This is a genomic window from Salmonella sp. 741265055_HSA, from assembly GCF_046569525.1.
Taxonomy (GTDB): domain Bacteria; phylum Pseudomonadota; class Gammaproteobacteria; order Enterobacterales; family Enterobacteriaceae; genus Salmonella; species Salmonella enterica.
In genome coordinates this window covers 89284-96525 of record NZ_JBKFSQ010000018.1, presented here as the reverse complement: position 1 = coordinate 96525, position 7242 = coordinate 89284, and the positions used below count along the sequence as shown (strand labels likewise).

The 7242-nt window shown below is 55.3% G+C and carries 4 protein-coding genes; all 4 read right to left on the bottom strand.

What is annotated here, in order from left to right; genetic code table 11:
• Window positions 1–226: 226 nt before the first annotated feature.
• Genes narI through ACLD4K_RS12140 form a run of 4 tightly spaced genes read right to left on the bottom strand, consistent with a single transcriptional unit; the run spans window position 227 to window position 6889 of the window.
• Complete coding sequence (gene narI, locus ACLD4K_RS12155; RefSeq protein ID WP_000545594.1) at window positions 227–904, bottom strand: respiratory nitrate reductase subunit gamma; 678 nt, start codon at window positions 902–904, stop codon at window positions 227–229.
• On the bottom strand, window positions 904–1614 hold the full coding sequence (gene narJ / locus ACLD4K_RS12150) for a nitrate reductase molybdenum cofactor assembly chaperone (RefSeq protein WP_094897214.1): 711 nt from the start codon (window positions 1612–1614) through the stop codon (window positions 904–906). Before narJ ends, narI begins: the two co-directional genes overlap by 1 nt.
• Complete coding sequence (narH, locus tag ACLD4K_RS12145; RefSeq protein ID WP_000702614.1) at window positions 1611–3149, bottom strand: nitrate reductase subunit beta; 1539 nt, start codon at window positions 3147–3149, stop codon at window positions 1611–1613. The genes narJ and narH overlap by 4 nt, the downstream gene beginning before the upstream one ends.
• Window positions 3146–6889: a nitrate reductase subunit alpha gene (locus ACLD4K_RS12140; RefSeq protein WP_411011925.1), complete on the bottom strand. Its 3744-nt coding sequence runs from the start codon at window positions 6887–6889 to the stop codon at window positions 3146–3148. The genes narH and ACLD4K_RS12140 overlap by 4 nt, the downstream gene beginning before the upstream one ends.
• Between the last annotated feature and the right edge of the window lie 353 nt (window positions 6890–7242).

Genomic DNA, 7242 nt, shown 5'->3' with positions numbered 1-7242 from the left:
ACTGCCCAGGTCCAAAATGGCAAGTAAAATAGCCCTAATGGGATAGGCTCTTAATGTCCTATATTCTGCCCTCGATACTTGCCCGCAATATGCCTGATGCGCTGCGCTTATCAGGCCTACAGGAGAGTTGACGCCTGCGTAGGCCGGATAAGGCATTTATGCCGCCATCCGGCAAACAGCCATAAAAAAACTCCGCCGAAGCGGAGTTTAGGGCATCGAGAGAAAATCAGTGACGCGCACGTACAATCTGGTATTTGCGGGTCAGGTACTCGACCGGCACGCTCCAGATATGCACCAGGCGCGAGAATGGGAATAACAGGAACAGCGTCATCCCCAGTACCAGGTGCATACGGAAGATAAAGGCCACACCGTCCAGATGTGCGGATGCGCCACCGTGGAAGGTCACAACTGACTGCGCCCACCCGACCAGCTTCATCATTTCACTCCCGTCCATATGCTGGGCGGAGAACGGAATGGTCAACAGGCCCAGCGCGCACTGAATCACCAGCAATGAGAGAATCAAAATATCTGCGCCGGTAGTGGTGGCGCGGACACGTGGGCTAAACAGGCGACGCTTGAGCAGTAAAATACCGCCAACCAGTGTCAGCACGCCGCAGGCGCCGCCGGCAATCATCGCCATCTTCTGCTTCACGTCGACCGGCAGAAAAGCTTCATACATCCAGTGCGGCGTTAACATGCCCAGGAAGTGACCGGCGAAAATGCCCAGAATCCCAATGTGGAACAGGTTTGACGCCAGGTTCATTCCCTTGCGATCCAGCATCTGACTGGAAGCCGCCCGCCAGGTGTACTGGCCGTAGTCGTAACGTAACCAGCTACCGATCAGAAATACCGATCCGGCAATGTACGGGTAGATATCAAAGAAGAACATATTCAGGAAGTGCATTAGTGCTGTCCTCCGGTGGTGATATTCAGATATTGCGGCGCCACGGCCCCGGCAAAACGACGCTGGTGAGCGGAGATTTCCGACTCGCCACACCCCTGATCGGCGAAGAATTTCACCTGCTCTTCTTCCCAGACCGCATCCAACGCCTGTGGGGTATCATCACGTGCTTCATTCGCAATTTTTTCAGCCACTTTACCGCTATCGATAACGGTATTCGCCAGTTTTAACAGCAGATCGAACAGCACCGCATAACGGCTGTCACGCTGTTGCAAACGTGCGCTGAGCAGCGCCAGAATCGGCGCGATATCCTGTAAACCCCCTAACGCTTCGCTTTTCGGCAACTGCGCAAGGTATTCCAGATACAGCGGCAGATGATCGGGAAGTTCGCGGCTGTCGAGCTGCAAACCGTGCTGCTCATACTGTGCCATCAGGTCAACCATCGCCTGACCGCGGTCACGGGATTCCCCGTGAACATGTTCAAACAGCAGCAGCGATGTGGCGCGACCGCGGTCAAACAGTTCACTGTAGGCGGCCTGTACATCCAGCATGTCCTGCGCGGTTAAATCGCGCAGGAAAACGCCCAGAGTCTGGGCATCCTCTTTATCCAGGTTCTCAGATGACGCGAGCGCATCGAACAGCTCCTGCTGATGCTGCCACAGGGCAGCATCCGGGTACTCGAGCAGACGCGAAACAATGACGAGTTCAATCATGCGTGCGGCTCCGTTTTGCTGGTCACATCAACAGCGTCGATGCGGCGGCTGTTGAACAGATTGAATTTGGTATCAGACCCGTGGCAACCATCGCCGAAGGTAAAGCCACAACCGCTTTTCTCCGGGAATGCGTCACGCGCCAGTTCACGATGGCTGCTCGGCACCACAAAGCGATCTTCATAATTAGCAATTGCCAGGTAACGATACATTTCCTGCGCCTGGGCTTCGCTTAAACCCACCTCTTCCAGCGCGCGGGTATCCACTTTACCGTCTACGGTTTCCGCACGTTTGTAGTGACGCATCGCCAGCATCCGTTTCAGCGCCAACAGTACCGGCTGGGTGTCGCCAGCGGTCAACAGGTTCGCCAGGTACTGCACCGGGATACGCAGACTGTCTACATCCGGCAGAATACCGTTGCTGCCCAGTTCACCCGCGTCGGCGGCAGACTGAATCGGTGACAAAGGCGGTACGTACCAGACCATCGGCAGCGTGCGGTATTCCGGATGCAGCGGCAGCGCCAGCTTCCAGTCCATCGCCATTTTGTACACTGGCGATTGCTGCGCCGCATCGATCACGCTCTGCGGCACGCCGTCCTTCAGCGCCTGCTCAATGACAGCCGGATCGTTTGGATCGAGGAACACGTCCAGTTGACGCTGGTACAGATCTTTTTCGTTTTCCGTACTGGCGGCGCTTTCAATGGCATCTGCGTCATACAGTAGTACGCCGAGATAACGGATACGGCCCACGCAGGTTTCGGAGCAAACGGTCGGCTGACCGGCTTCGATACGCGGGTAGCAGAAGATGCACTTCTCGGACTTGCCGCTCTTCCAGTTGAAGTAAATTTTCTTGTACGGACAACCGGTGATGCACATCCGCCAGCCGCGGCACTTGTCCTGGTCGATCAGCACGATGCCATCTTCTTCACGCTTATAAATCGCGCCGCTCGGGCAGGTCGCCACGCACGCCGGGTTGAGACAGTGCTCGCACAGGCGTGGCAGATACATCATGAAGGTGTTTTCGAACTGGCCGTACATCGCCTTCTGCATGTTTTCGAAGTTCTGGTCTTTAGCGCGTTTTTCGAACTCGCCGCCCAGAATCTCTTCCCAGTTTGGCCCGCTGGTAATTTTGTCCATCCGCTGGCCGGTAATCAGCGAGCGTGGACGGGCAATCGGCTGCGCTTTGCTGCCTTCCGGCGCGGTGTGCAGATTCTGATAGTCGAAATCAAACGGCTCGTAGTAGTCGTCGATGCCCGGCAGATGCGGGTTAGCGAAGATTTTACCCAGCAGCAGCGCCCGGTTGCCCATGCGCGGCTGCAGTTTGCCGTTGATTTTACGGATCCAACCGCCCTTCCATTTTTCCTGATTTTCCCAGTCATTCGGAAAACCAACGCCAGGCTTACTTTCTACGTTGTTGAACCACGCGTACTCCATACCTTCGCGACTGGTCCAGACGTTTTTACAGGTGACTGAACAGGTATGACAGCCGATGCACTTATCGAGATTCAGCACCATGCCGACTTGTGAACGAATTTTCATTTTACGCTCTCCTGTACCTGGTCATTGCCTTCGCCATCCAACCAGTTAATGTTCTTCATCTTACGTACCACCACAAACTCATCGCGGTTGGAGCCGACGGTACCGTAGTAGTTAAAGCCGTAGGCTAACTGCGCATAGCCGCCGATCATATGGGTCGGTTTCGGCGTAATGCGCGTCACCGAGTTATGAATACCGCCGCGCTGCTGGGTAATTTCCGACCCCGGCAGGTTTACGATACGTTCCTGCGCGTGGTACATCATGGTCATACCCGCCGGTACACGCTGGCTGACCACTGCGCGTGCGGTCAATGCGCCGTTGCTGTTGAAGACTTCGATCCAATCGTTATCTTCAATGCCCAGCTCTTTGGCGTCGGTTTCGCTCATCCATACAATCGGGCCGCCACGCGACAAGGTCAGCATCAACAGGTTATCGCTGTAGGTCGAGTGGATACCCCATTTCTGGTGCGGCGTCAGGAAGTTGAGCGCCTTCTCCGGATTACCGTTGGATTTACGCCCCATCACCGCTTTCACCGAGCGGGTATCGATCGGTGGGCGATACACCAGCAAACTTTCGCCGAAGTCGCGCATCCACTGGTGATCCTGATACAACTGTTGGCGACCAGACAGCGTACGCCACGGGATCAGCTCGTGAACGTTGGTATAACCGGCGTTATAAGAAACGTGCTCATCCTCCAGACCAGACCAGGTCGGGCTGGAGATAATTTTGCGCGGCTGGGCCTGAATATCGCGGAAGCGGATTTTCTCTTCTTCTTTATTGGTTGCCAGATGCGTATGGTCGCGACCGGTAAACTCGCTCAGCGCCGCCCAGGCTTTCACCGCCACCTGACCGTTGGTTTCCGGCGCTAAGGTCAGGATCATCTCTGCCGCGTCAATCGCCGTGTTGAGCATCGGCTGGCCTTTCGCCGGACCGTCCGCTTTGGTGTAATTGAGCTTACGCAGCAAGTCCATTTCGCTCTGCGTGTTCCAGGCAATCCCTTTCCCGCCGTTGCCGATTTTCTCCATCAGCGGGCCGATAGAGGTAAAGCGTTCGTAAGTCGCCGGGTAATCGCGCTCGACGGTCATGATGTGCGGCGCGGTTTTTCCTGGAATCAGATCGCATTCGCCTTTTTTCCAGTCTTTCACGTCCAGCGGCTGCGCCAGTTCAGCGGCAGAATCGTGCTGGATCGGCAGCGTCACGACGTCAGTCTCTTTACCCAAGTGGCCTATACAGACTTCGGAGAATTTCTTCGCAATGCCTTTGTAGATTTCCCAGTCGCTTTTCGATTCCCAGGCCGGATCTACGGCGGCAGACAGCGGATGAATAAACGGATGCATATCCGAGGTATTCATATCGTCTTTTTCATACCAGGTCGCCGTCGGCAGTACGATATCGGAGTACAGGCAGGTGCTCGACAGGCGGAAGTCCAGCGTCACCACCAGATCCAGTTTGCCGTCCAGGCCATTGTCACGCCACTCCACTTCTTCCGGCTTCACACCGCCCTGTTTACCCAGATCCAGCCCCTGAATACCATGCTCAGTACCCAGCAGATATTTCAGCATGTACTCATGGCCCTTACCGGAAGACCCAAGCAGGTTAGAACGCCAGATGAACAGGTTACGCGGGTGGTTTTTACCGTTTTCCGGCTGCTCGACGGCAAAGCGAATCGAACCCTCTTTCAGGGATTTGACGGTATAATCTACCGGCGTCATACCGGCTTTTTCCGCTTCACGCGCAATGTACAGCGGGTTGGTGCCTAACTGCGGTGCCGACGGCAACCAGCCCATACGCTCGGCGCGCACATTGAAGTCAATCAGATGCCCGCTATAGCGGGATTTGTCCGCCATAGGCGACAGTAACTCCTCGGCGGTCACCGTCTCGTAGCGCCACTGGCTGGAGTGGTTATAGAAGTAAGAGGTGCTGTTCATGTGACGCGCCGGACGCTGCCAGTCAAGGGCAAACGCCAGCGGCTGCCAGCCGGTCTGCGGACGCAGTTTTTCCTGGCCGACGTAGTGCGCCCAGCCGCCGCCGCTCTGACCAACGCAACCACAGAACACCAACATATTAATCAGCCCGCGATAGTTCATATCGAGGTGATACCAGTGGTTCAGACCGGCGCCAACGATAATCATTGAACGCCCGTGCGTTTTGTCCGCGTTATCGGCGAACTCCCGTGCGATACGGATGATCTGCGCCCGCGGCACGCCGGTGATCTGCTCGGCCCATGCTGGCGTATATGCTTTGGTATCGTCATAACTGGCGGCACAATTTTCATCGTTCAGGCCGCGTTCCAGACCATAGTTCGCCATAGTCAGGTCATACACGGTGGTGACTAACGCGGTAGAACCATCGGCCAGTTGCAGACGTTTTGCCGGCAGTTTATGCAGCAGGACGTTATCCAGCGCCACATGATTAAAGTACTCTGAACCTTCGCCGCCGAAATACGGGAAGCCCACGTCAGCAATCTCATCCTGGCTGCCCAGCAAGCTGAGCTGCAATTCAGTTTCTGCACCGGTAGTCCCGTCGCGCTGTTCGAGGTTCCATTTGCCTTTTTCACCCCAGCGGAAGCCGATGGAGCCATTTGGCGCCACCATTTCACCGTTGCTGTTGATAGCGACGGTTTTCCATTCCGGGTTATTTTCCTGCCCCAGCGAATCAACGAGATCGGCAGCGCGCAGCATACGACCTGCGGCATAATAACCATCACGCTCTTCAAGCATCACCAGCATTGGCATGTCGGTATAGCGGCGGACATAATCGGTGAAGTACTGGCGCGGGTTGTCGAGGTGGAATTCGCGCAGCATGACGTGGCCCATCGCCAGCGCCATCGCCGCATCAGTCCCCTGCTTCGGCGCCAGCCACAGATCGCACAGTTTGGCGATTTCAGCATAGTCCGGCGTCACCGCGACGGTTTTAGTGCCTTTGTAACGTACTTCGGTAAAGAAGTGGGCGTCCGGCGTACGGGTTTGCGGCACGTTAGAGCCCCAGGCGATAATATAGCTGGAGTTGTACCAGTCAGCGGATTCCGGCACGTCGGTCTGCTCGCCCCAGGTTTGCGGGGAGGCTGGCGGCAGGTCGCAGTACCAGTCGTAAAAGCTCAGGCAGGTGCCGCCAATCAGCGAAAGATAACGTGCGCCGGAAGCGTAGGAGACCATCGACATCGCCGGGATGGGTGAGAAGCCCGCGACGCGGTCAGGGCCATAGGTTTTCACAGTGTACACGTTGGAGGCGGCGATCAGCTCGTTCACTTCCTGCCATGAGGAGCGAACAAAGCCGCCACGACCACGCGCCTGTTTGAAGCTTTTGGCTTTATCGGCATCTTCAATGATGGAGGCCCATGCCTCTACCGGATCGCGATTTAGTTTTTTCGCCTCGCGCCACATCTTCATCAGACGTTTGCGCATCAGCGGATATTTCAGTCGGTTAGCGCTGTAGAGATACCAGGAGTAGCTTGCGCCGCGCGGGCAGCCGCGAGGTTCATGGTTTGGCATATCAGGACGGGTGCGCGGGTAATCGGTTTGCTGTGTTTCCCAGGTCACCAGACCATTTTTGACATAAATTTTCCAGCTACAAGAACCGGTGCAGTTCACCCCATGGGTTGAGCGCACAATTTTGTCATGCTGCCAACGTTGGCGGTATCCGTCCTCCCAGTCCCGGTTTGTTTCGAGAAGCTGGCCGTGCCCATCGGCAAAGGTTTCGCCCTTCTGCTTGAAGTAGCGAAACCGGTCCAGGAATTTACTCATCGGGTTTCTCCTGTGTGGAGCCTCACGGCTCTCTGATAAATCGACATTGCTTAACTAAGGGCGAAGGTAACGCGCTGAATGGGCGTGAGAATTGATAACGATCAAGGCGGACAGGGATGCAAATGGCGCGCAAACCTCCTGCATACTCCTTTTGGAGGAGGAGTTTTATTTATATATCTTACTGATTTAAATACATAAAATTAAATTTACGCACAACGTGAATGTTAAATTTTCAACAAGTGGGTATTAAGGGGTATCCCCCTGAATGACCGATAAAGATGTGCGTGGTTAGCCCTGTCGCGTCTCTCTTTTTGACTATAAGTATGTTGTAACTAAATGCAGGTAAAAAAAAG

Coding starts and splice junctions, on each gene's coding strand:
- narI (WP_000545594.1), bottom strand. CDS start 904: ATGCACTTCCTGAATATGTTCTTCTTTGATATCTACCCGTACATTGCC.
- ACLD4K_RS12140 (WP_411011925.1), bottom strand. CDS start 6,889: ATGAGTAAATTCCTGGACCGGTTTCGCTACTTCAAGCAGAAGGGCGAA.
- narH (WP_000702614.1), bottom strand. CDS start 3,149: ATGAAAATTCGTTCACAAGTCGGCATGGTGCTGAATCTCGATAAGTGC.
- narJ (WP_094897214.1), bottom strand. CDS start 1,614: ATGATTGAACTCGTCATTGTTTCGCGTCTGCTCGAGTACCCGGATGCT.